Here is a 23,271-nt window from a genome sequence, read left to right as displayed (position 1 = left end):
CCCGTCAATCCCTGGTGACGTCGAGCGGCTGGTTGTTCCGCCGCAGCAGGAACGCGGTCAGGATTCCCGCGATCGCGGACGCGACGCCGACCAGCCCGAGCGCACCCTGCAGGCCACCGGCGCCGGTGCCGATGGCGGCCAGGGCGAGGGGGCAGGCGAATTCGCCGATGAACAGCGTGCCGGTCCACAGGCCGGTGCCGCGGCCCCGCTGGTCGAAGGTGAGGCGGTTGAGCGCCCACGTCAGCAGGGTGGGCAGCAGCATGCCGGTGCCGAAGCCGGTGAACACCGCGCCCACGGTGACGACGGCCGGTGACGCGGCGGCGAACACCAGGAGGAGACCGGCGCCGGTGAGACCGAACTCGACCGGCAGCAGGTTCCGGGGCGTCTTGCCGGACAGACGGCCGAACGCGATCGCGCCCGCGGCGGTCGCCAGCGACATGATCGCGGAGATCGCGCCGATGGTCCCGGTGGCGGTCACGCCGATCCCGGTGAGCACAAAGGACAGTTCGACGATGAGGGCGTAGAAGACGACGCCGCCGAACAGGGTGACGAGGCAGGGTGCGGCCAGCTGGCGCCAGGGCAGCCTCGCCAGGCGCGTGGCCGGTTCGCGGTGCGGCTGCCAGAGCTTGAGCGCCATGGGGATCGCCAGCGGGGCGGCGACGGCGTACAGCCAGAACGGCGTGCGCCAGCCCGACGCGCCGAGCACACCTCCGAGAGCGAGGAACGCGGTGGCCGACAAGGTGGCGACCAGCGTCTGCAGGCTCAGGTACCGCGCCCGGCGAGCGCCGGACCAGTAATCGCCGATGAGGGTGGTGCAGCAGGTCATGATGGCGCCCTCGCACAGGCCGACGAGCACGCGGCTGGCGAGGATCGCGCCGAGCGAGCCCAGGTAGAGCGGAGCTGTCCCGAACACGGCGTAGGCCGGCATGGCCAGCAGCAGCACCCGTTTCCGGTCGATCCGGTCGGCGATCACCCCGGCGAACGGCGCGGTCAGCCCGATCAGCAGGGCCGGCGCGGTCAGCACGATCGGGACGAGGACGTCGACGCCGGGCGTGCCCGCGAACGCCCGGGACAGCTGCGGCAGGACGGGGGCGATGAGGACGGCGCCGAGCACCGACAGGCAGCTCCCGGCCAGCAGCAGGAGCAGCTGGACCCGCCCGGCGGCCGCCGGTTGGCCGGTGGCCGAGGCTGCTGGTGACCGGTTCACGGCTGGGGATTCGGGCATGGCGGCACCTGAGTTCCGTCGTTGGGTCAGGGAAGGTGCCGAAAGTGTGGGTTCCGCGGTGGGGGCAGCGGAAATCACTTCTGGTGAACCGCGGTATCAGCGCGATGGATGCTCGGTGACGCCGGTGGCGATCCGCGCCAGCAGGTCGCGCAGGTACTGGTGTTCCGGGTCGTGCTCGTACATCGGGTGCCACCAGACCGCTTCGAGCAGGGGACCGGCTTCGAACGGGCACGGCAGTGCCCGCACGTTCGTGTCGGCCGGGATGCGCTCGGCGAGCCGTCGCTGCAGCAGGGCCACCCGGCCGGTGCCGGCCACCAGGCCCGGGACGGTCAGGAAGTTCTCCGTGATCACCTGGACGTGCGGTTCGATGCCGAGGATCCGCATCTGCAGCGCGGCCGGGGTGGACGCGGTGGGGCCGTGGAAGGAGACCACCCACGGCATGGTTTGCAGCTGCTCCACCGTCAGCCCGTGCTCCACCGCCGGGTGACCGGCGTCGACCAGGCAGACCCAGTCGTCGCGGTGCAGGTCCCGGTGCGGCAGGCCGTCGAGGAAGCCGTGCGGCAGCACCAGGAGGTCGATCCCGGTGAGGGCCTGGCGGGCGTTGTCGACGATCGCCGGGGTGTTGTCGACGAACCGCACGCGGGCGCCGGGTGCCTCGTGCGCCAGCGCCGCGGCCAGCGGGGCGCCGAGGACCGCGACGCCGTAGTCGGTCATCGCGAGGGAGAACTCCCGGGCGGTGGTCGCCGGGTCGAAGTCCGGTTCGGCGGCGAACACGCGCTCGACGCCGTTCACCGCGGTGCGCACGCGGCCGCGCAGCTGCACGGCCAGCGGCGTGAGGCGGTACTGGTTGCCGAAGCGGGCCAGCAGGTCGTCGCCGAAGTGCCGTCGCAGCCTCGCCAGCTGGGCCGACACCGCGGGCTGGCTGAGGCCGACCTGCTCGGCCGCGCGGCTGACGCTGCGGTGTTCGAGCAGCGCGTCGAGCGTCACCAGCAGGTTCAGGTCCAGGCTCGCCAGGTTCACCACCTCAGGTTATCCACCGGGGTGATAGCGCGCATTAGCTATTTCGTCTTCCCTGATGCTGTGGCCTGCCGCACTGTGAGCGGCATGGACCGCACCGATCCCGAAGCCGCGATCGCCGCCGCCGCGAAGCGCTGTTCCAACTGGGGCCGCTGGGGTGCCGACGACGTCCTCGGCACCCTCAACTTCCTCGACGACACCAAGCGCCGCGAAGGCGCGGCCCTGGTCCGCCGGGGCGCGAGCTTCTCCCTGGCGCAGCGCTTCGACGCCGACGGCCCGCAGAAGGGCTGGCGCCGCCGCACCAACCCGGTGCACACGATGCTGGACACCGGCCTGGACGCCGAGCGCGGCACGCAGGGCTTCCCGCACGGGATCGGCGGCGCCGACGACGTCGTGTTCCTGCCGCTGCAGGCGTCGACGCAGTGGGACGGGCTCGGGCACATCTTCGACCACGGCGTGGCGTGGAACGGCCGCCGGGCCGGGGACGTCGTCACCAGCGAAGGCGACCGCGTCACCGGCATCGAGACCGCGTCGGGCCGGATCGCCGGGCGCGGCGTCCTGCTCGACGCCGGCCGTGCGCTCGGCACGGACGGCGAGCTGCCGGACGGGTTCGCGATCACCGTGGCGCACCTCGAGGAAACCATTGCGGCGCAAGGCGAAACCGCGCGTGTCGGTCGGGGCGACGTGCTCCTGGTGCGGACCGGGCGGCTCGCCCGGGCCCGGCGCGAAGGCTGGGGCGACTACGCGGGCGGGCCCGCGCCCGGGCTGTCGTTCACCACCGCGGAGTGGCTGCACGACACCGAAATCGCCGCGATCGCCACCGACACGTGGGGCTTCGAGGTCCGGCCCAACGAGTTCGACGACGCCTTCCAGCCGCTGCACCAGGTCGCCATCCCGCACATCGGGCTGTACCTCGGCGAGATGTGGGACCTCGACGCGCTGGCTGCGGACTGCGCCGCCGACGGCCGGTACGAGTTCTGGCTGACCGCCGACCCGCTGCCGGTGACCGGCGCGGTCGGTGCGCCGGTCGCCCCGATCGCCGTCAAGTAGCTCCCGGATCGGACGAAGGAGTCCCATGCCCGCCGTGCACACCGTCCTCGTGGTCGGCAGTGGCCTCGCCGGCACCGCCGCCGCGATCCACCTGGCCGACCACGGCGTCGCGGTCGACCTGGTCGAGCTCAAGCCGGACATCACCGCCGTCGGGTCCGGAATCACCCTGCAGGGCAACGCTTTGCGTGAGCTGCGCAAGCTCGGCGTCTGGGAAGCGGTCCAGGCGCACGGGTACCGTTTCGACAGTCTTGGCCTGCGCGCTCCCGACCCCGCCGGGACGCTGCTCGCCGAGCTCCCCGACGTCCGGACCGGCGGCCCCGACCTGCCGGCGACGGTGGGGATGCCCCGGCCGGACCTGGCGCGGATCCTGCACGAGCGCGCCGGTTCGGCCGGGGTCGAAGTCCAATTCGGACTCACGGTGACCGCATTGGCCCAGGACGCGAACGGCGTCGACGTCACGTTTTCCGACGGCTCGGCCCGCCGCTACGACCTCGTCGTCGGCGCCGACGGGATCCGCTCGGCGGTCCGCGGGCTGCTGGGCATCGAGGCCGGGGTCCGGCCGACGGGCATGGGCATCTGGCGCGCGTTCGGCCCGCGTCCGGCCTCGGTGACCCGGACCGACCTGTTCTACGGCGGCCCGTCCTACATCGCCGGGTACTGCCCGACCAGCGAGGACACGCTGTACGCCTACGTCGTCGAGGCCGCGCAGGACCGCAGCGGCCTGTCCCCGGCCGAGCAGCTCGCGACCATGCGCGAGCTCGCTTCGGCGTACCACGGCCCGTGGGACGACGTCCGGGCCACGCTCACGGATGCGTCCCGGGTCAACTACACCCTGTTCGAGACCCACGTCCTCCCGGCGCCGTGGCACCGCGGGCGCGTGGTGCTGATCGGCGACGCCGCGCACTCCTGCCCGCCGACCCTGGCCCAGGGCGGCGCCCAGGCCCTCGAAGACGCCGCCGTGCTGACCGAGCTGCTGCTGGCCGCGGACACCCTCGACGACCGCGTCTGGACGGAGTTCGCCGACCGCCGCTGCGCGCGGGCGGCGACGGTGGTCGAGGCGTCCGTCCAGCTCGGACAGTGGCTCCTCGGCCGGGAACAGGGCGATGTCCCCGGCCTGATCGCCCGGATCGCCGCCCTCGTCGTCGAGCCCGCCTGAGCCCTCCGGAGGAGAACGAGATGATCACCCACCTGCGGCACGTCGACCTCGCCGTGCCGGACCTGGCCCGCCAGCGCGACTTCTACACCGGCGCCTGGGGCCTCAAGACCGAGCACACCGACACCGGCGTCGCATTCCTCGCTGCGGAAGGCTCGCCCGAGCAGTACGTGGTGCGGCTGCGCCAGGCCGACGACAAGCGGATCGACCTGATCGCGTTCGGCGTCGCCACCGTGTCCGATGTGGACATACTGGCCGGGCGGCTGGCCACCGAAGGGGTCACCCTCGTCCACGAACCCCGGGCGCTGCACACCCCGGGCGGCGGCTACGGGTTCCGGTTCTTCGACAACGAGGGCCGCACCATCGAGATCAGCGCCGACGTCGCCGTGCGGGCCCACCGCCGGATCGAAGCGGGCGAGGCGGTCCCGGTCCGCCTGTCCCACGTGGTGATCAACTCGGCGAACCCGGAGGCGACCCGGGCGTTCTACGAGAAGCACCTCGGGTTCCGGCTCTCGGACATCCTGATGCACCCGCGGATGGGGGAGATGATGTGGTTCCTGCGGGTGAACGAGTGGCACCACAGCATGGCCATCGCCCGCGGCCCGCACCCGGCGCTGCACCACGTGTCGTTCGAGATGCGCGGGCTGGACGAGTACATGCGCGGCACCGGCCGCCTGCTGCGCGCCGGCGTCGAGAAGATCTGGGGGCCGGGCCGCCACCTGGCGGGCAACAACACCTTCAGCTACTTCCTCGACCCGCACGGCAACACGATGGAGTACACCACCGAGCTGGAGCTGGTCGACGAGGACACCTGGCACCCGCACCTGTACGACTTCAGCGACCCCGAGGTGTCCGACCAGTGGGGGACGGCGAACGCGATGAACGAGTTCGTCGCGCGGAAATCCTTCAACGACCCGGACAAGGGCCTGTTCGTGGCGCCCCCGGTCTGATGCGCTTCGCCACCTACGAGCACGGCGGTACCGTGCACGCGGGCGTCGTCTCCGGCGACGGCGTCCACGCTTTCCCGGCCGGGGTGACCGTGCTCGACGTGATCCGCGGCCGGCCGGCCGTCCCCAGCGGACCCCCGGTGCCGGTGGCCGAGGTGCGGCTGCTGCCGCCGCTCGATCCGCCGAGCGTCCGGGACTTCGTGGCGTTCGAGGAACACGTCGAAGGCATGGTGGCGCCGGGTTCCGTGCCACCCGAGTGGTACGAGGCACCGACGTTCTACTTCACCAATCCCGGTGCGCTGCTCGGCGCGCACGACGACGTGCCGATCCCGCCGGGCTCGCGGCTGTTCGACTTCGAGCTGGAGGTCGCCGCGGTGCTGGGTCCGGACGGGATCTTCGGCTACACGATCCTCAACGACTGGTCCGCCCGGGATCTGCAGCGCCGCGAAATGAAGGTCAACCTCGGGCCGGCCAAGGGCAAGGACTCGGCCACGACCCTCGGCCCATGGCTCGTCACGGCCGACGAACTCGAGCCCTACCGCGACCCGGACGGCTTCTTGGCGCTGGAGATGCGGGTGGCGGTCAACGGCGTGGAGGTGGGGCAGGACCTGCTGTCCAACATGGGCTGGCCGTTCGAGGAACTGGCGGCGTACGCCGGCCGGGGCACTCGCCTGCGCGCGGGAGACGTCCTGGGTTCCGGAACCTGCGGCAACGGCGGCTGCCTGGCGGAACTGTGGGGCCGCGGCGGAACTGTGGAGCCGCTGCGGGCTGGTGACGTCGTGGAGATGACGGTCGAAGGGATCGGAACGATCCGCAACACGGTCGTGCCCGGCGTCGAGCTGCCACCGGTCCGCCCGGCCCGGCCCCGGCCGGGAAAGCGGTCGCGATGACCGGCAAGGTCGTGGTCGTCACCGGTGCGGCACAGGGCATCGGCGCGGCGACGGCACGGCTGCTGGCCGCCGGAGGGGCGCAGGTGATCGGCGTCGACCGCACCGAAGCCCCCGGGCTGCCCGGGGTCGAGCACCACCGGTTCGACGTCACCGGCGACGACGGCTGGGCCGGGCTCGCCGCGAGCCTCGATCGGGTCGACGGGCTCGTCGTCGCCGCGGGCGTCACCTGGCGGGCCCGGCTCGGCGAGCTGGACGCGGCCGACCTGGCGCGCGTGCAGGACGTCAACGTCGGTGGCGCGGTGCGGGCGGTGCAGGCGGTGGTGCCGCTGATGCCGCCCGGCGGCTCGATCGTGGTGACCGGTTCGGCCGCAGCGCTGACCGGGCACTACCCGGTCGCCTACACCGCGAGCAAGTGGGCGCTGCGCGGCTTCGTCAAGGCCGCCTGCCTGGAGCTGGGCGGCCGGGGCATCCGTGTCAACGCCGTGCACCCCGGATACATCGAAACCCCGATGACGGCGTCGGCGCCGCCCGGGTTCCGGGCCGCGAACATCGCCGAAACCCCGCTCGGCCGCACCGGCACCGCCGAGGAGGTCGCCGCGCTGGTCGCGTTCCTGATCGGCGACGCGGCCTCCTTCATCTCCGGCGCCGAGATCCCCGTCGACGGCGGCCTGACCGCGCACGGCGGCGTCAAGTCGATCAGCGAAGCCGCCCGAACCTGAGAGGCAGTCCCGTGTTCGAATACTTCCCCGGCAACTACGTCTGGAACCTCGGCGTGGTCGCCGCGCTCAACAGCGGTGGCCTGATCGACGAGGTCGACCGCGCCTGCCGGCCCATCCGCGAGGCCGCCGCCCAGGGCTCGGACGCCGGTACGCCGGACTTCCTCCGCGCCTGGACCGCGCTCACCGACCAGCTCGTGACCCAAGCCGAACAGGCCGAAAAGGCCGGGCACACCCGCACCGCCGGCGAACTGTACTTCCGCGCCACGAACTACCTCTGCCAGGCCGAGCGCATGCTCGCCCACTCGGACCCGAACCGGCTGCCGGCCTACCGGCGGGTGCTCGACCTCGCACAGAAGGCCTTCGACCTGCGCGACCGGCGGATCTCCCGGGTGGCCATCCCGTACGAAGGCACGACCCTGCCGGCCTACCTCTCCCTCGCCCCGGCCACCGACACCGGACCGGCGCCGGTGATCGTCCTGGTCAACGGCCTGGACTCGACCAAGGAGCACATGTACAGCTCGTCGCACTGGCGGGAGCTCGCCGAGCGCGGGATCTCGTGCCTGATGCTGGACCAGCCCGGCACCGGCGAAGCCCTTCGCCTGCAAGGGCTCACCGCCCGCATCGACGCCGAAGCCTGGGCGGCGGCGGCCGTGGACTGGCTCGAAACGCGGTCCGAAGTGGACAGCGGCCGGATCGGGATCGTCGGCTGGTCCCTCGGCGGCTACTACGCGCCTCGCGCCGCCGCCTTCGAGAAGCGGTTCGCGCTGTGCGTCGCCTGGGGTGCCAACCACAACTGGGGCGCGGTGCAGCGCCGCCGCCTCGAACGCGAAGGCGAACGGCCGGTGCCGCACTACTGGGAGCACGTGCTGTGGGTGTGGGGCCACGACGACCTCGACACGTTCATCGCCTTCGCGGACGACGTGCACCTCGACGGCGTGGTCGAGAAGATCACCGTGCCGTTCCTGATCGCGCACGGCGAGCGCGATCGCCAGATTCCGCTCGAATACGCTTACCGCTCCCACGACCAGGCGGTCAACTCGCCGCGGCGTGAACTGCGCGTCTTCACCCCCGAAGAAGGGGCGACGGAACACATCGGACTCGACCACCTGCCCCACGTCAGCACCTTCGTCGCCGACTGGGTGGCGGACCGCTTCGGCGACCGGAGCCGCCCGCCGGCGGGCGGCTCCGGTGCGAGCCCGTTCGATCCTGAGTCCACAAGGGACTGATCAGACCTTGCCGGCCACGAATTCGGCCGCGTCGGCGGCGTTTCCGCCGTAGCTGAAGTGGGCCAGCGGGTTCGTGCCGAGGAACTGGCAAATCGGGTCGCCGTCGGCGCAGTAGTCCTTGGTGCGGCTCTCGTACAGGCCCGTGACGCTCCGGCCGTCCGACCGGATGGGGTTGCCGAACAGCAGGATCGCGGCGACGCGCGGGGCGATCGAGGCCGGGATCGTCGCCACGATCGGGCCGCCGACGATCACGCCGTCGCTGCTGACGCCGATGGAGTTGTCGACCACGTTGGCGCCCTGGGAGTAGCCGGCCAGGACGAAGCGCTGCCGGGGGCAGGCCGCGGCCTGGCTCGTGACGTGGTTGACCAGGTCGCGGTTGCCCTGCTGGACCGAGGCCGGCTCGGTGAGGTCCGCCGGGTAGTTCACCTGGTAGCTGCTCACCGAGCGTGGTTGCAGCCGGCTCTGCACCGCCGAGTACACCGGGTCACCCACGATGAAGCCGAGGCTGCCGGGTTCGAAGGTGCCGCGGGCGTAGGACACGTCGATGTCGGTGCACGCGGCGGCCGAGGCGACCGGTGCGGCGACGACGACGCCGAGGCCGGCGAGGACGACCGTGGTGCAGACGGTGAGCAGCCGGGCTGCGCTGCCGAAGACTGAGCTCATGGACTATCAACACCTTTGCTCGGAAAGGAGAACCGCGATGGCGGGGAACGCCCGGCGGAAACCGCCGCCGGGCGGAACCGAGCGTCGCACCGGCGTCCCGGCCGGGCAAGGGACCTCCGCGGCCGCCGCCGCAGACTGTTCCCCGGTGACAGAAAGTCCGATGTGGACACTCAATTCCGGCGCTTTCCCCGTGCTCGCTCTTGTCGGCCGCGACCGGCCACCGGTTAGGTGTCCGCCAGGGGAAGCACCGGAGGTGGTGTGTCGATGGTGGTCGATCCGGGCGGTGGCACCCGCGCCCGCCGGTGGCTGGTGCCGGCGCTGGTGGTCGCCGGCTGGCTGGTGGCCGGGGTGCTGGCCGGCGGTCTTCCCGGCCGGCTCGACGAGGTCCAGCACAACGACGGCGTCTCGTTCCTCCCGGCCGCGGCCGAGGCCACCGAGGTGGCGCGGCTGCAGGAACGGCTTTCGGGCGGCCCGGTGCAGCCGGCCTGGGTGGTCTACAGCCGGGCGGACGGTCTGCGCGACGGCGACCGGGTCGTCGCGGGCGGGACCGGCCGGCGCCTGACCGGCCTGGCCGGGCTCGCGGGACCGGTGGCCCCGCCCGTGTTCTCGGCCGACGGCAAGGCCGCGCTGGTCGTCGCCCCGGTCGTGGCGGCGGACGGCTTCGAAGCCGGGCGGACCGTGCAGCGGATGCGGGACGTCGTCGCGGCCGGCCTGCCGCCGGGGCTCGCGGTGCAGGTCACCGGGCCGGCCGGGTTCACCGCCGACCTCGGTGCCGTCTTCTCCGGCGTGGACCGGTCGCTGCTGGCCGTCACGGCCCTGCTCGTCGTGGCCGTCCTGGTCGCGGTGTACCGCAGCCCGCTGCTTCCGCTGGTGGTGCTGGCCTCCGCGGGCCTCGCGCTGATCGCCGCGTCGAGCGTCGTGTACCCGCTGGCCGCGAAGGGCGTGCTCACCCTCAGCGGGCAGGGGCAGGGCATCCTGTTCATCCTCGTCTTCGGTGCCTGCACCGACTACGCGCTGTTGTTCATCGCCCGGTACCAGGAGGAGCTCGCGGCCCGGCCGGACCACCGGAGCGCCCTGAAAGCGGCGTTCCGGGTCGCGGAGTCCATTGTGGCCTCCGCCGGGACCGTCGTGCTCGGCCTGTGCTGCCTGCTGCTGAGCGCGTTGTCGTCGAACCGCGGGCTCGGCCCGGTCGCGGCGATCGGGATCGTCTCGGCGCTGGTGTCGTCGCTGACGTTCCTCCCGGCGGCGCTGCTGCTGCTCGGGCGGGCCGCCTTCTGGCCGCGGCACCGGCGGTCACGGGGCACGCGCTGGGAACGCGTCGCCCGGCTGGTCGGCCGCCGGCCCCGGCTCGTCTGGGCCGGCACGGCGCTCGTGCTCGCCGGGCTGGCCGCGTTCGTGCCGCTGCTGCGGGCGGACGGCGTGCCGCCCGCCGACGTCTTCCTCGGCCCGAGCGACGCGGTGTCCGGGCAGGAAGTCCTCGCCGCGCACTTCCCGGGTGCCGAGCGCAGCCCGGTCGTCGTCATCGCCCCGCAGGAGCGAGCTGCGGAAGTGGCGGCGAGGATCCGCGCGGTGCCCGGGGTGACGGCGGTGCACCCCGGTACCGGGCAGGCGGACGGGAAGGTCGAACTCGACGTCTCGGTGAACGTCCCGGAAGCGGCCGGACCGGGGATCGTCCGGGCCGCCGTGGCAGGCGTTCCCGGCGTCCTGGTGGGCGGCCAGGCGGCGATCCAGGCCGAGATCCGCGACGCCGCCGAGCGCGACCGGGTCGTGGTGATCCCGGCGGTGCTCGGGGTGGTCCTGCTCGTGCTGGTGCTCCTGTTGCGGGCCGTCCTGCTGCCGCTGGTCCTCGTGGCGACCGTGGTGCTGTCGTACCTGGCGACCCTCGGCGCCGGGGCCCTGGTCTTCGACGACGTGCTCCACCTGCCGGGGGCCGACCCGTCGCTGCCGCTCTACGCGTTCGTCTTCCTGGTGACGCTCGGCGTGGACTACAACATCTTCCTGATGACGCGCGCCCGTGAAGAGTCCTTCGTGGACGGTCCGGCGGCCGGGACGGCGAAGGCGCTGACGCTGACCGGCCCGGTGATCACCTCGGCCGGTGTCGTCCTGGCCGCGACCTTCGCCGCGCTGGCGGTGCTGCCGATCCTGTTCATGGCCCAGATCGCGTTCCTGGTCGCGTTCGGCGTGCTGCTGGACACGCTGGTGGTGCGCTCACTGCTGGTGCCCGCCGTCGCCGTCCACCTGGGACGGTGGGGCTGGTGGCCCGGCCGGGTCGGCCGCCATGCCTGCTGAGCCCGGGCGGATGCCCAGCGCGAGCACCGCGCCGAGCGCGATCACGGCCGCCGCGACGAGCACCGCCGCGTGCAGCCCGGGAACGAACGCCGCCGCACCGGCGCCCCGCCCCTGCGCGGCCTCGTCCACCGGCCCGTTCGCGGGCAGCCCGGCCGCCACCCGCCAGGACACCACCGCGCTGAGCACCGCGATCCCCGCCGCGCCGCCGAGCTGGGTCGCCACCTGCTGCAGCGCGGACGCCTGTGCGGACATCGCCTCCGGCGCGCTCGCCACGATCAGCTGCGTCGCGGCGATGAGCGCGACCCCGGTGCCGACGCCCGTCACCACGGTCGCCGGCACCGTGGCGGGCCACGCCGTGCCGGTGCCGAGGACCAGCAGCCCGGCGATCCCGGCCGCGAGCAGCGCGAACCCGCCCGCCGCCGGCCCGCGGGGGCCGAACCGCGCGACCAGGGCCCCGCCGAGCGGCGCGCCGAGCACCACCGAGGACGTCACCGGCAGCAGCCATTCGCCGGTGCGCACCGGATCGAGACCACGCAGGTTCTGGAGGTACAGGGTGAGGCAGAACAACAACCCGAACAGCGCGAAGAAGGCCACCGCCGTCAACGCCGTGCCGATCGCGACGCCCGGGGTGCGCAGCAGCTCGGCCGCGCCCCCGCCGGGGCCGGCCGCGCGCGACTCGGCGACCCGGTAGCCGGTCACGACGACCACGGCCAGCGCGACGGGCACGTTCAGCAGGAACACCGCCGGCCAGCCGAAAGCGTGCACGACCACCCCGGCGAGGATGGGCCCGGCGGCGATGGCGGCCGCGGACGTCGCACCCCAGATGCCCAGCGCGAGCTCGAGCCGGTCGCGGCCGAACGCCGACCGGACGAGGGCGAGCGCCGCCGGCTGCAGCAGCGCGGCGCAGAGACCCTGCAGGCCGCGGAAGGCGATCAGGAGTTCGCTCGTCGTGCCGGCCGCGACGAGCGCCGAAGCCAGCCCGAACCCGGCCACCCCGGTGAGGAAGACCCGGCGGCGCCCCGCCCGATCGGCGAGCCGGCCCGCGGGCAGCAGTGCGAGCGCCAATGCGACCAGGTAGGCGTTCGCGATCCACTGCAGTTCGCCGAACGACGCTCCCGCCGACCGGCCCATTTCCGGGCCGGCGACGGTCAGCGCGGTTCCGTCCAGGCCGACGAGCATTCCGGCCAGGCACACGGCGGTCAGCGTCGACCACGGGTGCCGGACGGCGGCGCCGCTCCGGGAATTGTCCATCGGTACCCCCGTCGGCTCGAAGACGGTTGCTCACGATAGAGGCAGAAATGCCGGCGGATCAAGAGAGTGGGCGGATGAAACCCGAATGCGGAATCGCGGTCGAAACCGAACGATTTCCCGGGCCCGGCCGGGTGGAACTGAACGTGCGGTCGCCCGCGCTGGGCCGGACGGCGGAGGTCCGGCTCCTCACGCCCGCGGGGTGGACACCCCGGCCGGACCGCCGCTGGCCGACGCTCTACCTGCTGCACGGCGGTGACGACGGCCCGGCCTGCTGGACCGAGCACACCGACATCGCCGGACTGGCCAGGACGTCCGGGGTGCTGGTGGTGCTGCCCGAGGGCGGGCGAGCGGGGTTCTACACCGACTGGCGGCGGCCCGATCGGCGCGGCTCGGTGCCGGACTGGCCCCGGTTCCACCTCGACGAGGTCCGGCCCCTGCTGGAGCGGCGTTACGGGGCAGGCGAGGCACGGGCGATCGGCGGGGTGTCCATGGGCGGCTACGGCGCTTTGGTCTACGCGGCACGGAATCCCGGCATGTTCGCCGCGGCCGCGTCCTACAGCGGCCTGGTGCACACGACCCGGCGCGGGGTCCCGACGCTGCTGCGGCTGTACCTGCGCAGCGTGGGGGAGCGGCTCGACGCGATGTGGGGCCCGCGCCACGCGGAACGCGCCCGCTGGGCCAAGCGGAATCCGTACCTGCTCGCGCGCGGGCTCGCCGCCACGCCGCTCTACCTGTCCGCGGGGACCGGGGTGCGGGTCCCCGGCGACCGGCCGGCGCCGGGTGACCGGCTGCTCGAACGGCTCATCGCGCCCGGCAGCCGGGAGCTCGCCGCCCGGCTGGCCGAGCTGGGCGTCCCGCCGCACACGAGTTTCGGGCCCGGGACGCACCACTGGCCGACGTGGCGGCGGGAGCTGATCCGGTCGTGGGGTTTCCTGATGACCGCGCTCCGGGAGCGGGAGGCAGGCTCGGCGCTGTAATCCCGTGACAACCGGGGAAGCGCCGCCTGTTCCGGGTGATCAGATCCGCCGCGTCCGTTCCGTGAATTCGCGGTGCGCTGTTGTGCCTGCCGAGTGCGCGTGGCTAGCCTGCCGGAAGGCGCGGTTTTCCGGACCTCGGGGTCGTCGTTATTCGTGAATCGCACGGTGGGGATACTCATGCCTGTCGAAGTAAAGGTGCCCGAATTCACTTTCGAACCGGTGACGGTTTCGCTCGCCCGGCACGCCGCCGGCGCGCGGTCGGCCGATCCGGCGTTCACGTTCCTCGATTTCGGCGGTGGCGCCGACGGGGTGCCGGACACCCTGAGCTGGCTCGACCTCGACCGCCGGGCGCGGGCGATCGCGGTCCGGCTCGACCGGCTGGCCGAACCCGGTGACCGGGTGGCCGTCCTGTGCCCCCAGAACCTGGACTACGTCGCCGGGTTCCTCGCCGCGGTGTACGCCGGGATGACGGCGGTCCCGCTGGTCGTCCCCGGCGGCCCCACCCACCTGCGGCGCCTCGTCGGCGCGCTCGGCGACTGCGTGCCCCGGGTGTGGCTCACCTCGTCCGAGGCGCTGCCCGCGGTCCGGCAGCTGCAGCACGGCGGCGAAGTGCCGGCACCCCGGCGCGTCCTGGTCGTGGACCGGATCGGCACCCGGTCCGCCGACGAGTTCCTGCCGGTGCACATCGACGAGGAGCAACCGGCCTACCTGCAGTACACCTCGGGGTCGACCCGGCGCCCGGCGGGCGCGGTGATCACCCACCGCGCGCTGCTGGCCAACATCAGGCAGGCACAGGCGGCCTTCGACCTGGACGCCTCGACCACCAGCGTCGGCTGGCTGCCCTTCTTCCACGACATGGGGCTGCTGCAGCTGATCTGCCTGCCGGTGGTGCTTGGCTGCCGGACGGTGTTCACCACGCCCGCGGCGTTCACCCGGCGGCCGGTCCGCTGGCTGCGGATGCTGGCGAGCCACCCGGACGTCCTCACCGCGGCGCCCAACTTCGCCTTCGAGTACGCGGCCGCGAAGCTCACCCCCGCGGAGCGCGCCGGCCTCGACCTGAGCCGGGTCAAGGTGGCGATCAACGGCAGCGAACCGGTGCGGGACACCACCGTGACGGGCTTCCTGGCCGCGCTGGCCGGGACCGGGTTCCCGCCGACCGCGCACCGGCCCTCCTACGGGCTGGCGGAGGCCACGGTGTTCGTGACCACGACCCCGGCCGGGACCGAGCCGCGGGCGGTGGCGTTCGACCGGGACCAGCTGGGCAAGGGCACGGCGGTGCCCGCGGCCGGCCCGGACGCGCGCCCGGTCACGATGGTGTCCGTCGGCCGCCCGGCCGGGCAGCACCTCCGCATCGTCGACCCCGATCTCGGGCACGTGCTCCCGGACGGCGAAGTCGGCGAAATCTGGCTCCACGGCCCCAACGTCGCTTCCGGTTACTGGGCTCGGGCCGCCGAGTCGGACCACACCTTCGACGGCAGGCTCACCGGCGCCGAGCCCGGCGTTCCCGCCGACGGCTGGCTGCGCACCGGCGATCTCGGGGTGCGCCACGACGGCGAGCTGTTCGTCACCGCCCGGCTGAAGGACCTGATCGTCGTCGACGGCCGCAACCACCACCCCCAGGACATCGAAGCGACCGCGCAGGACGCGCACGGCGCGATCCAGCGCGACCGCGTGGCCGCCTTCAGCGTCGAGCAGGACGGCCGCGAAGTACCGGTCCTGGTGGCCGAGCGGGTGCGGACCTGCGACGCCGATCCGGACGTGCCGGAGGTCGAACGGGCCGTCCGCGCGGCCGTGTCCCGGCACCACGACCTGCGGCTGGCCGACTTCGTCCTGGTCCGGCCGGGCAGCGTGCCGCGCACGTCCAGCGGGAAGATCGCCCGCTCGGAAGCCAGGGACCGCTACCTCGACGGCGTCCTAGCGGCCGGTGGCGGGGAGACCCGATGACCCCGTCGGAGCTGGAACGCTGGCTGGTCGCGGCGATCGCGGACCTGTGCGCGGTGGCCCCCGCCACCGTCGACGTGGACCGGCCGCTGCGTGACCACGGCCTCGGGTCGCGGGAAGCGCTGGAGCTGGCCGGTGACCTCGAGGGCGTGCTGCGCACCGAGGTCCCGCTCGGCCTGCTCTGGGAGTACCCGACGATCCGGCTGCTCGCCCAGGCGCTGGCCGGCGAGCAGGCCGAATCGGCCGCCTCCGGCGTGCCGTGCGGCGCCCCGGGAGATCCCGTCGCCGTGATCGGCATCGGCTGCCGGCTGCCCGGTGGCGTGCACGGCCCCGGCGCCTTCTGGGACCTGCTGCGCGACGGCCGTGAGGGGATCGGCGAGGTCCCCGCCGACCGGTGGCCGCAGTTCGGGCACGACTCGCCGGAGGAGGCCGAGGTGCTCGCCCGCACCGCGCGGCACGGCGGTTTCCTCGACGACATCGCCGGGTTCGACGCCGAGTTCTTCGGCATCACGCCGCGGGAAGCCCGCGTGATGGATCCCCAGCAGCGGCTGCTGCTGGAGGTCGCCTGGGAGGCGTTCGAGCACGCCGGGCTGGCGCCGGAGCGGCTGCGGGGCAGCGCTACCGGCGTGTTCGCCGGGGTCGGCGGCACCGAGTACAGCCGCCTGACCCTGGCCGACGTGAGCCGCATCGACGCCTGGACCGCGACCGGGGCTTCGGCGGCGGTGGCGGCGAACCGGCTGTCGTACGCGTTCGACCTGCGCGGCCCCAGCGTCACGGTGGACACCGCGTGCTCGTCGTCGCTGGTGGCGGTGCACCTGGCCATGCAGAGCCTGCGGGCGGGCGACTGCGAGATCGCGGTCGCGGCCGGGGCTAACCTGGTGCTGGGGCCCGAGATCACCGCGAGTTTCGACCGGCTGGGCGTCACCGCCCCCGACGGCCGGTGCAAGGCGTTCGCCGCCGCGGCCGACGGGATCGGGCGGGGCGAAGGCATCGGGGTCGTCGTGCTGAAGCCGTTGCCGGCGGCGGTGCTCGCGGGCGACCGGGTGCTGGCCGTCCTCAAGGGCTCGGCGGTGAACTCCGACGGCCGGTCGAACGGCCTGACCGCGCCCCGGCCGCACGCCCAGCAGGAGCTGCTGGTGGCGGCGTGCGTTTCGGCCGACGTCGACCCGGCCGAGATCGACTACGTCGAGGCGCACGGGACCGGGACGCCGCTGGGCGACCCGATCGAGGCGGACGCGCTGGGCAGTGTGCTGGGCGCGTGGCGGCCCGCGGATCGCCCGCTGCTCACCGGTTCGGTCAAGACGAACCTCGGCCACCTGGAGGCCGCGGCCGGGATCACCGGCCTGATCAAGGTCGTCCTGTCGCTGGTCAACCGGGAGATCCCGGCCAGCCTGAACTTCACCGACCCCAGCCCGCACATCCCGTTCGGCCGCCTCGGCCTCGCTGTGGTCCCGGAGCGCCGTCCGTGGCCGGTCACCGGCCGTCCGGCGCTGGCCGGGGTGTCCGCCTTCGGGTTCGGCGGGACCAACGCCCACGTCGTGGTCGAGCAGGCGGTGGTGCCGGCGGGCGGCCACGAGCCGGCGGACCGGCCCGGCCAGTTCGTCGTGGCCGCGCCGTCCGGGCCGCGGCTGCGGGAAGCCGCCGGCCGGCTGGCCGGCTGGCTGGGCGGGCCGGGGAAGTACGCGCCACTGTCCGATGTGGAGCACAGCATGGCCCGGCGGGCGAGTGGCCGGTGCCGCGCCGTCGTCACGGCGGGCACGACCGGCGAGCTGGTGGCCGGGCTGCGGGCGGTCGCCGATGGTGAGACGCCGTCCGGGGTCGCGGTCGGCCGGCCCGACGGGTCCGGCCCGGGTGCGGTGTGGGTGTTCTCCGGGCTCGGCTCCCAGTGGGCGGGCATGGGACGGCGGCTGCTCGCGGAGGAGCCGGAGTTCGCCGCGTCGATCGACGAGATCGACGAGACCCTGTGGGAGGAATCCGGCGATTCGGTCCGGCGCGTCCTGCAGCGCGGCGTCGAACCGGAGTCCTTCGAACAGCTCCAGGTCGTCGTGTTCGCCGTGCAGGTGGCGCTGGCCCGGCTGTGGTCGCAGCACGGGGCCTGGCCGGCCGCCGTCATCGGGCATTCGCTCGGCGAAGTGGCCGCGGCGGTCACCGCCGGTGCGCTGTCGCTGGAGGACGGCACCCGGCTGGCCCGGCGCCGGGCCCAGGCGCTCGCGACGACCGCCGGCACCGGCGCGATGGCCGTGCTCGAACTGCCCGCGTCCGAAGTGGAGCTGCTGCTCGCCGACCACCCCGAAGTCGACGTCGCGGCCTTCAACTCGCCGGGGATGACCGTCGTCGCCGGGCCGGTCGAGCCGGTCCGGGCCCTGGCGGCGGCCGTCGACCGGCGCGGCCTGCTGGCCAGGCTGGTCAACTCCACGGTCGCCGGCCACTGCCGGCTCGTCGCGGCGGCCGCCGACGCCGTCCGGGCCGACCTGGGGGACCTGCTGCCGGTGCCGCCGGAGACGCGCATGTACTGGACCGCGCTCGACGACCCGCGCGGCCGCATCGTCGCGGACGCCGGTTACTGGGCGGCCAACGTGCGGCAGCCGGTCCGGTTCACCGCCGCCGTCGAGGCCGCGCTGACCGACGGGTACCGGACCTTCGTCGAGGTCGCGCCCCATCCGCTCCTGGGGCACGCCATCGCCGAGACGGCCGCCGCGACCGGCTGCGAAGTGGTCACGCTGGCCACCCTGCGACGCTCCGACGACGAGCGCCGCGAGTTCCACGCCGCGCTCGGGGCGCTGCTGGCGCACGGGCACCTGCGGACCCGGACGGCGGGTGAGCTGGTCGACCTGCCGCTCACCGCGTGGCACCACACCCGGCACTGGGCGCCGCCGGTCACCCCGGCGGCCGGGCTGCCGGGTGAGCACCCCCTGCTGGGCAAGCACATCGAGCACCCCGGCAGCCCGGTCCACCTCTGGCGGCCCGACCTCGGGACGCTCCGGCTGCCCTGGCTCGCCGACCACCGGGTCGACGGCACGCCCGTGCTGCCCGCGGCCTGCTACCCGGAGATGGCGTTCGCGGCCGCCTCGGCGGCGCTGGGCGTCCCGGCGGACCGGCTCGCCCTGACGGATCTGGTGCTGTACCAGCCGTTGCCGCTCGCCGAACGCACGCCGGTCACGGTCACCTTCGAGGGCGGGGAGCGGTTCACGGTCCAGGCCAAGGAACCGGACGGCACCTGGACGCGCTATGCCGACGCCCGCGTCGTCACGGGCCCCGGCGCCGCGCCGGCGCCGGACGTCACCGACGAGGACGGGGCCGTGGCGATGACCGCCGCCGAGCTCTACGACCGGCTGTGCGCGCTGGGGATCGACTACGGCCCGGCGTTCCGCGGCGTCACCGGCGTCCGCGCGGCGAGCGCCGGTGCGACGGTGACCGTCGGGCTGCCCGGCGCGGCACCGCGCGGGGGCTACCTCCTCCACCCGGTGCTGGTGGACGCCTGCCTGCAGGGGTTCGCGGCCACGCTGTCCACTATGGACGACGAGCGGTACGTGCCGGTGACGTTCGGCGCCGTCCGCGTCCGCGGGGACGTGCGCACCGGGGTGCTCGCGAAGCTGAGCGTCGACCCCGGCGGCCCGGCCGGCCGCGTGTGCCTGGTCGACGGGACCGGACTGCCGGTTCTCGAGATCACCGACGTGGTGATGCGGCCGGTGCCGCCCCCGCAGGCGCCGGACCTGCGGGACGAGCTGCTCGCCCGGGTGTGGCGGGAAACGGACCCGCCGGCCGCCAGCCGGGCGGGACCGGTGCTCGTCGTCGCGGGCCGGCGCAACCCGGTGGCGAACCAGGTGGTCGCCGAGCTGGAGCGAGCCGGATCCGCCGCCGTCGCGGTGTCGTCGCTGCACCGCGAGCTACTGCTGCGGCACCGGCCGTCCGCGGTGGTGCTGCTGGTTCCCCGTGACGCTTCGGACGCACCGGAGAGCGGCCAGCGTGCCGTGCTCACGGCCGTGGACTGCACCCGGGAGCTGGTGGCCCTGCCCGGCCGTCCGCCGCGGCTGTGGCTGGTCACCTCCGGTGCCGCCGCCGTCCTGCCGGGCGAGGCCGGGCAACCGGGTCCCGCGGCGTTGCGCGGCCTGGTGCGGGTGCTCGCCTTCGAGCAGCCGTCGATCAAGGCCACCCTCCTGGACCTCGATCCCGGCGACCCCGCCCGCGCGACCGCCGAGCTCGTCCGCGAGGTCGGGGCCGGCGCGGCCGACGACGAGGTGGCGTGGCGGGCCGGCCGCCGCTACGCCGCCCGCCTGGAGCGCACCACCGCGCCTCCGCCCGGGGAGATCCCCGTCGTCCGCCCCGGGGCCGGCTACGCGATCACCGGCGGCCTCGGCGGCCTCGGCCTGCTGCTGGCCCGCGACCTCGCCGGGCGGGGAGCCGGCCGGATCGTCCTCAACGGACGGTCCGGGCCGGATCCCGCGGCGGCCGCGGTGATCGGGCAGCTCCGGTCGGCGGGCACCGAGATCGTGGTCGTGCCGGGCGACATCGCGGTGCCGGGCGTCGCGGAACGGATCATCGAGGCGGCCGGCGACCTGCGCGGGATCGCCCACGCCGCCGCGGTGTTCGGCGACCGCACGGTCGAGCGCCTCGACGAAGACGTCCTCGAGCGGACCTGGCGGGCGAAGGCCGTCGGCGCCTGGCGGCTGCACCGGGCGAGCGGGGGACGGGCGCTGGACTGGTGGCTGGCCTTCTCCTCCGCCACCGCGTTGCACGGACTGCCCGGGCAGCCGGCGTACGCCTCGGCCAACGCCTACGTCGACGCGCTGGTCGCCGCGCGCCGGGCCGCCGGCCTGCCCGCCACGACGGTGAACTGGGGCACCTGGGCCGGCGTCGGCGCCGCCGCCGGGATCGAGGTCCCGTGGGTCCGCCCCCTCCAGCCCACCGAAGGACTGGGCCTGCTGGCCGACGTCGTCAGCGCCGGCGCGTCCGGGTTCGGTGCCGTGCGGCTGAACACCCGCCGGCTCGCCGCCCAGTTCCCGGAGCTGACCGCGGTCCCGTTCTTCGCCGGGGTGCTCGGCCGTCCGCCCGGCGAGAGCGCGGGACCGGGGGCGTGGCGGGACCGCGCCCCCGCCGAAGCCCGGGAGCTGATCACCCGGCAGCTGGCGGAGCGCGTGGCCTCGGTGCTGGAACTGCCGTCCTTCGCCGACGACGTGCCGCTCATCGGGCTCGGCGTGGATTCGCTGCTCGCGGTCCGCATCCGGAACGCCGTGGACCACGACTTCGGCGTGCACCTGCCGCTGGCGGCGATCCTGCGCGGGGCGTCGCTCGCCGACCTGCGGAAGCACCTCTGCACCGAACTGGGGATCGCCGGCGGGGGAGCGCGGCCGGCCGCGGCGGCCGTCGTCGTGCCACCGCGGGACGCGGCCGAGCGGCTGGTCGCCACCGCGTGGCAGGAGGTGCTGGGCGTGCCGGTGGGGGTGACCCAGCGGTTTTCGGCGCTCGGCGGCGACGACCGCCAGGCCGCGCGGATCACCGAGCTGCTCTCCGCCCGCACCGGAACCGTGCTCGCGAAGGACCGGTTGTTCGCCGGGCCGACGGTCGAGCTGATGGCCGCGGTGGTGCGGGAATGCGACCGGGCCGCCGGTCCGGTCCGGGTGCTGCGGGACTCGGGTACCCGGCCCCCGGTGTTCTTCTTCCACCCCGGCGGCGGCGACACCGGCGTGTTCCGCCAGCTCGTCGACCTCCTGGACCCGGACGTCCCCGCCTACGGCTTCGACCGCGTGGCCGATACGTCCACAGTGGAGGAACGGGTGGAGCGCCACCTCGCGGAACTGCGGCGGGTGCAGCCCGGCGGGCCGTACCGGCTGGCGGGGTGGTCGTTCGGCGGCTTCCTCGCCTTCGAAGCGGCGCACCAGCTGACCGCCGCCGGCGAGGACGTCGAACTGCTCGCGCTCGTGGACCCGATCCTGCCCCTGCCGGTCGCCGCGGACGCCGACGTCCAGCGGCTTCGGCTGACCCGCTACCAGGAGTTCCTGCAGACCGCCTACGGGGGAGAGGTGGAGCTGCCCTACGCGGAACTGGCCGAACTGGACGAACCGGCGCAAGCGGACCTCTTGGTCGCCGCGCTCCGCCGGTCCGGGCTGATCGATCCCGGCGTGAGCACGGCGATCCTGGCGCACCAGCGAGCGTCCTACCTGGACGCCCGGCTGCTCGAACGCTACGAGCCGGCGGTCTACGCCGGCCGCACCCTGTTCTACAGCGCCGCTTCGCCGGTGCCGGGCGGCCTGCGGGATCCGCGGTTCGACCGGACCGACCCGGCGCGGGGCTGGGACGCGGTCTGCCCGGACCTCGACCTCGTCGTCGTTCCCGGGCACCACCTGTCGCTTCTGGACGCTCCGAACGTCGAGGTGATCGCCCGGCACCTCGACGGCGCCCTGGCCGCGCTGCGGAAACCGGCGGTGGCCCCGTGAGGGCGCCGTGGTCTTGATCGGTCGAGGGGAGGAGATGCCGCCCCTTGGCGGTGTCCCCTCCTCCGGGACCACTGCTTTACTGTCGGGTAAAGCGCGGAATGCCAGTACGACGGGTGGAGGAACGCTTGACACCCCGGCACAACGGTCACCAGCTCACCGCCGCAGCCGTCCGGCGCACGACCGAGGACGGCGAGGAAGACATCCGAAGACGCAGCCAGGCCCAGGAGCTCGCCGGGCTCATGCGGCCGGCGCTGCCCCAGCTGGTCGAGCAGATCGTCCGCGAGGTCTGGCGGGCGGTCCCGGTCTACGCCCGGCCGGGCGAGGGCCGGTACAGCCACGTGACCCGGTACGGCGTCGACGCCGCCGTCCGGCTGTTCGTGGACATGGTCGAGGACCCGTTGACCGCACGGGAGAAGCTGCACGAGACGTGCCGCCGGCTGGGCGCCGGCGAGGCGCACGAAGGCCGCACCCTCGACGACCTGCAGGCGGCGTACCGGGTGGGCACCCGGGTCGCCTGGCAGGGGATCATGCGGTTCGGGCAGCGGCACCACCTGTCGTCGATGGCCATGGGGCGGCTGGGCGAAATGCTGTTCGGCTACGCCGACGAGCTGGCGAAGATGTCGTTCCAGGGCTACCGCGAGGCACAGGCCGAGATCGAAGGTGCCCGCGAGGGCCTGCGCCGCCGGCTGCTGCAGCTCGTCCTCGAGCGACCGGCCGTCCCCCTCGAAGTGATCACCGATTCCGCCCAGGCCGTCGGGTGGTCGCTGCCCGCTTCGGTGGTGGCGGTGTCGGTCGAGCCGCACGCCCACGTGAGCCGGGTTCCGGTGGCCGGGTGGGGACCGGACGTCCTGTGCAACCTGGAGCTGCCGCAACCGCACCTGCTCCTGCCGGCACCGGTCGACCGCGAGCGGCTGCAGCGCATCGCCGCGGACCTCGGGACGCGGATGGTGATCGGCCCGCCGACGCCGCTGGACAAGGCGGCGCAGTCGCTGCGCTGGGCGCGCGCCGCCGAACGGCTGGTGGCGGCCAAGGTGCTGCCCGGCGCCCGGATCACCTGGTGCGCCGAGCACCTGACGACCCTGTGGCTGCTGTCGGACGAAGACCTCGTCGACCAGCTCGCCGGGCACCAGCTCGGCCCGCTGGCCGAGTTCTCCGCGGCCACGCAGCTGAGGCTGGCCGAGACGCTGCTGTCGTGGCTGGGCCACGGCGGCAAGATCCCGAAGATCGCGGCCGAGCTGGTGGTGCACCCGCAGACGGTCCGCTACCGCCTGCGCCAGCTGGAGCAGGTGTTCGGAGACCGTCTCCACGACCCGGAAACCCGCTTCACGATGGAGATGGTGCTCCGCGCCATGGCGCTGCGGCGAGCGTCCCGCGACGGCGTGGCCGAACCCGGCTGACAGTCCGTTGTGGACACTCGCGGCGGCCTGCGCGGAACGGCCCAAGAGGTGCCTCCGGACAGCGGAAACATTGTCCTGCGGGGAAAATCGCC

Annotated in this window: 15 protein-coding genes; 11 read left to right on the top strand and 4 right to left on the bottom strand. The window is 74.1% G+C overall.

Going from position 1 to position 23,271, the window contains the following annotated elements; all coding sequences use genetic code 11:
* Positions 1-4: 4 nt before the first annotated feature.
* Positions 5-1,225 carry an MFS transporter gene (locus tag OO60_RS38040; RefSeq protein ID WP_003088995.1) on the bottom strand — a complete coding sequence of 407 codons (1,221 nt, stop codon included), beginning with the start codon at positions 1,223-1,225 and terminating at the stop codon, positions 5-7.
* A 96-nt stretch (positions 1,226-1,321) separates the two neighbouring features.
* The gene (locus OO60_RS38035; RefSeq protein WP_033263205.1) at positions 1,322-2,245 is read right to left on the bottom strand and encodes a LysR family transcriptional regulator; all 924 of its coding nucleotides are present in this window, start codon (positions 2,243-2,245) and stop codon (positions 1,322-1,324) included.
* Positions 2,246-2,329: 84 nt separating this feature from the next.
* Here OO60_RS38035 and OO60_RS38030 point away from each other — a divergent pair, with 84 nt between their 5' ends.
* From OO60_RS38030 to OO60_RS38005, 6 genes are read left to right on the top strand one after another with little or no spacing between them, the layout of a single operon-like run.
* The gene (locus OO60_RS38030; protein ID WP_003088989.1) at positions 2,330-3,292 is read left to right on the top strand and encodes a cyclase family protein; all 963 of its coding nucleotides are present in this window, start codon (positions 2,330-2,332) and stop codon (positions 3,290-3,292) included.
* A gap of 25 nt (positions 3,293-3,317) precedes the next feature.
* A complete protein-coding gene (locus OO60_RS38025) occupies positions 3,318-4,448 on the top strand; it encodes an FAD-dependent oxidoreductase (RefSeq protein ID WP_003088986.1) in 1,131 nt (376 codons plus the stop codon).
* Between the two features lie 20 nt (positions 4,449-4,468).
* Positions 4,469-5,395 carry a VOC family protein gene (locus OO60_RS38020; RefSeq protein WP_003088983.1) on the top strand — a complete coding sequence of 309 codons (927 nt, stop codon included), beginning with the start codon at positions 4,469-4,471 and terminating at the stop codon, positions 5,393-5,395.
* The gene (locus tag OO60_RS38015) at positions 5,395-6,282 is read left to right on the top strand and encodes a fumarylacetoacetate hydrolase family protein (protein ID WP_003088980.1); all 888 of its coding nucleotides are present in this window, start codon (positions 5,395-5,397) and stop codon (positions 6,280-6,282) included. Before OO60_RS38020 ends, OO60_RS38015 begins: the two co-directional genes overlap by 1 nt.
* Positions 6,279-7,001: an SDR family NAD(P)-dependent oxidoreductase gene (locus OO60_RS38010; protein ID WP_003088977.1), complete on the top strand. Its 723-nt coding sequence runs from the start codon at positions 6,279-6,281 to the stop codon at positions 6,999-7,001. Before OO60_RS38015 ends, OO60_RS38010 begins: the two co-directional genes overlap by 4 nt.
* Positions 7,002-7,012: 11 nt before the next feature.
* Positions 7,013-8,227 (top strand): alpha/beta hydrolase family protein, encoded by a 1,215-nt coding sequence (locus OO60_RS38005; RefSeq protein ID WP_003088974.1) that lies wholly within the window; start codon positions 7,013-7,015, stop codon positions 8,225-8,227.
* Here the strand turns inward: OO60_RS38005 and OO60_RS38000 are convergent, their stop codons facing one another.
* Positions 8,228-8,890, bottom strand: a complete 663-nt coding sequence (locus tag OO60_RS38000; RefSeq protein ID WP_003088970.1) for a cutinase family protein — start codon at positions 8,888-8,890, stop codon at positions 8,228-8,230.
* 264 nt (positions 8,891-9,154) lie between these two features.
* Here OO60_RS38000 and OO60_RS37995 point away from each other — a divergent pair, with 264 nt between their 5' ends.
* Positions 9,155-11,179, top strand: coding sequence for an MMPL family transporter (locus OO60_RS37995; RefSeq protein WP_051767929.1), 2,025 nt, complete (start codon positions 9,155-9,157; stop codon positions 11,177-11,179).
* Here the strand turns inward: OO60_RS37995 and OO60_RS37990 are convergent.
* Positions 11,099-12,430, bottom strand: a complete 1,332-nt coding sequence (locus OO60_RS37990; protein WP_063749452.1) for an MFS transporter — start codon at positions 12,428-12,430, stop codon at positions 11,099-11,101. The genes OO60_RS37995 and OO60_RS37990 overlap by 81 nt on opposite strands.
* Before the next feature lie 74 nt (positions 12,431-12,504).
* On the opposite strand from OO60_RS37990, the gene OO60_RS37985 reads away from it, so the two are divergent.
* The 4 genes from OO60_RS37985 (at position 12,505) to OO60_RS37970 (ending at position 23,179) form a co-directional block, all read left to right on the top strand.
* Positions 12,505-13,407: an alpha/beta hydrolase gene (locus tag OO60_RS37985; RefSeq protein WP_063749451.1), complete on the top strand. Its 903-nt coding sequence runs from the start codon at positions 12,505-12,507 to the stop codon at positions 13,405-13,407.
* A 177-nt stretch (positions 13,408-13,584) separates the two neighbouring features.
* Positions 13,585-15,351 (top strand): fatty acyl-AMP ligase, encoded by a 1,767-nt coding sequence (locus tag OO60_RS37980; RefSeq protein ID WP_051767918.1) that lies wholly within the window; start codon positions 13,585-13,587, stop codon positions 15,349-15,351.
* Positions 15,348-21,782 carry a type I polyketide synthase gene (locus tag OO60_RS37975; RefSeq protein ID WP_051767916.1) on the top strand — a complete coding sequence of 2,145 codons (6,435 nt, stop codon included), beginning with the start codon at positions 15,348-15,350 and terminating at the stop codon, positions 21,780-21,782. The genes OO60_RS37980 and OO60_RS37975 overlap by 4 nt, the downstream gene beginning before the upstream one ends.
* 125 nt (positions 21,783-21,907) lie before the next feature.
* Positions 21,908-23,179, top strand: coding sequence for a PucR-like N-terminal domain-containing protein (locus tag OO60_RS37970; RefSeq protein ID WP_004558978.1), 1,272 nt, complete (start codon positions 21,908-21,910; stop codon positions 23,177-23,179).
* The last annotated feature ends 92 nt before the right edge of the window (positions 23,180-23,271 follow it).

The sequence above is a fragment of the Amycolatopsis vancoresmycina genome (assembly GCF_000716785.1).
Taxonomy (GTDB): Bacteria; Actinomycetota; Actinomycetes; order Mycobacteriales; family Pseudonocardiaceae; genus Amycolatopsis; species Amycolatopsis vancoresmycina.
This window is presented reverse-complemented; position numbering and strand designations above follow the sequence as displayed.

Excerpts from the sequence above, each read along its gene's own strand:
- OO60_RS38020 (WP_003088983.1), top strand. The coding sequence starts at position 4,469 with ATGATCACCCACCTGCGGCACGTCGACCTCGCCGTGCCGGACCTGGCC.
- OO60_RS38025 (WP_003088986.1), top strand. The coding sequence starts at position 3,318 with ATGCCCGCCGTGCACACCGTCCTCGTGGTCGGCAGTGGCCTCGCCGGC.
- OO60_RS38040 (WP_003088995.1), bottom strand. The coding sequence starts at position 1,225 with ATGCCCGAATCCCCAGCCGTGAACCGGTCACCAGCAGCCTCGGCCACC.
- OO60_RS38000 (WP_003088970.1), bottom strand. The coding sequence starts at position 8,890 with ATGAGCTCAGTCTTCGGCAGCGCAGCCCGGCTGCTCACCGTCTGCACC.
- OO60_RS38030 (WP_003088989.1), top strand. The coding sequence starts at position 2,330 with ATGGACCGCACCGATCCCGAAGCCGCGATCGCCGCCGCCGCGAAGCGC.
- OO60_RS37990 (WP_063749452.1), bottom strand. The coding sequence starts at position 12,430 with ATGGACAATTCCCGGAGCGGCGCCGCCGTCCGGCACCCGTGGTCGACG.
- OO60_RS38015 (WP_003088980.1), top strand. The coding sequence starts at position 5,395 with ATGCGCTTCGCCACCTACGAGCACGGCGGTACCGTGCACGCGGGCGTC.
- OO60_RS38010 (WP_003088977.1), top strand. The coding sequence starts at position 6,279 with ATGACCGGCAAGGTCGTGGTCGTCACCGGTGCGGCACAGGGCATCGGC.
- OO60_RS37985 (WP_063749451.1), top strand. The coding sequence starts at position 12,505 with ATGAAACCCGAATGCGGAATCGCGGTCGAAACCGAACGATTTCCCGGG.
- OO60_RS37975 (WP_051767916.1), top strand. The coding sequence starts at position 15,348 with ATGACCCCGTCGGAGCTGGAACGCTGGCTGGTCGCGGCGATCGCGGAC.
- OO60_RS37995 (WP_051767929.1), top strand. The coding sequence starts at position 9,155 with ATGGTGGTCGATCCGGGCGGTGGCACCCGCGCCCGCCGGTGGCTGGTG.
- OO60_RS37980 (WP_051767918.1), top strand. The coding sequence starts at position 13,585 with ATGCCTGTCGAAGTAAAGGTGCCCGAATTCACTTTCGAACCGGTGACG.